The organism is Martelella sp. UBA3392, from assembly GCF_002358775.1.
Lineage (GTDB): Bacteria > Pseudomonadota > Alphaproteobacteria > Rhizobiales > Rhizobiaceae > Martelella > Martelella mediterranea.
Genome location: NZ_DEPM01000203.1, coordinates 3,960 through 4,555, shown reverse-complemented (window position 1 = coordinate 4,555; position 596 = coordinate 3,960). Strand labels below are relative to the sequence as shown.

General features: G+C 68.6%; 1 protein-coding gene. It reads right to left on the bottom strand.

Features of this window, described 5'->3' with window-relative positions; all coding sequences use genetic code 11:
- A partial coding sequence (locus tag B4E36_RS15560; RefSeq protein WP_345900554.1) for a putative N-acetylmannosamine-6-phosphate 2-epimerase occupies positions 1–584 on the bottom strand: 584 nt, incomplete at its 3' end.
- Positions 585–596: the final 12 nt, after the last annotated feature.

Sequence of the window (596 nt, the reverse complement as noted above, 5' to 3'; positions counted from 1 at the left end):
CCGTAGGCGTCGGCGAGCGCGTCGCGGAACCAGGCCGTGGTGTGCTCCGTACGGGTGATGGCGGAGCCGACGGTCACCGCAAAGGCCCCGGCGCGGGCGGCATCGGCTGCCTGCTGCGGCGTGCGGATCCGGCCCTCGGCAATGACATAGGGCGTGAGCCGGGCCATCTCGGTGATCAACGCGATATCTGGGTCATCCGGCTCGGGGCCGCCGACATAGCCGGACAGCGTTGTGCCGACGAAATCCATGCCGCAATCCAGCGCATGGCGGGCGTCTTCGAGTGAGGAGCAGTCAGCCATGGTGAGCTTGCCCAGCGCCCGGGCCGCGACGACGAGATCGGCAAGGGTCTCCGGGCGCGGCCTGTCTGTGGCGTCGATCGCGATGATATCCGCGCCCGCGTCCGCCAGGTCCTGGACATCGGAGATGAACGGCGTGATGCGAACCGGGCTGTCTTCAAGGTCGCGCTTGACGATGCCGATGATCGGCACGTCGACCTTCTCGCGTACGGCACGGACATAGCGCGCGGATTCGATCCTGAGCGCGGTGGCACCGGCCGCGACAGCCGCCATGGCAAACCCCGCCACGAAGACCGGCTC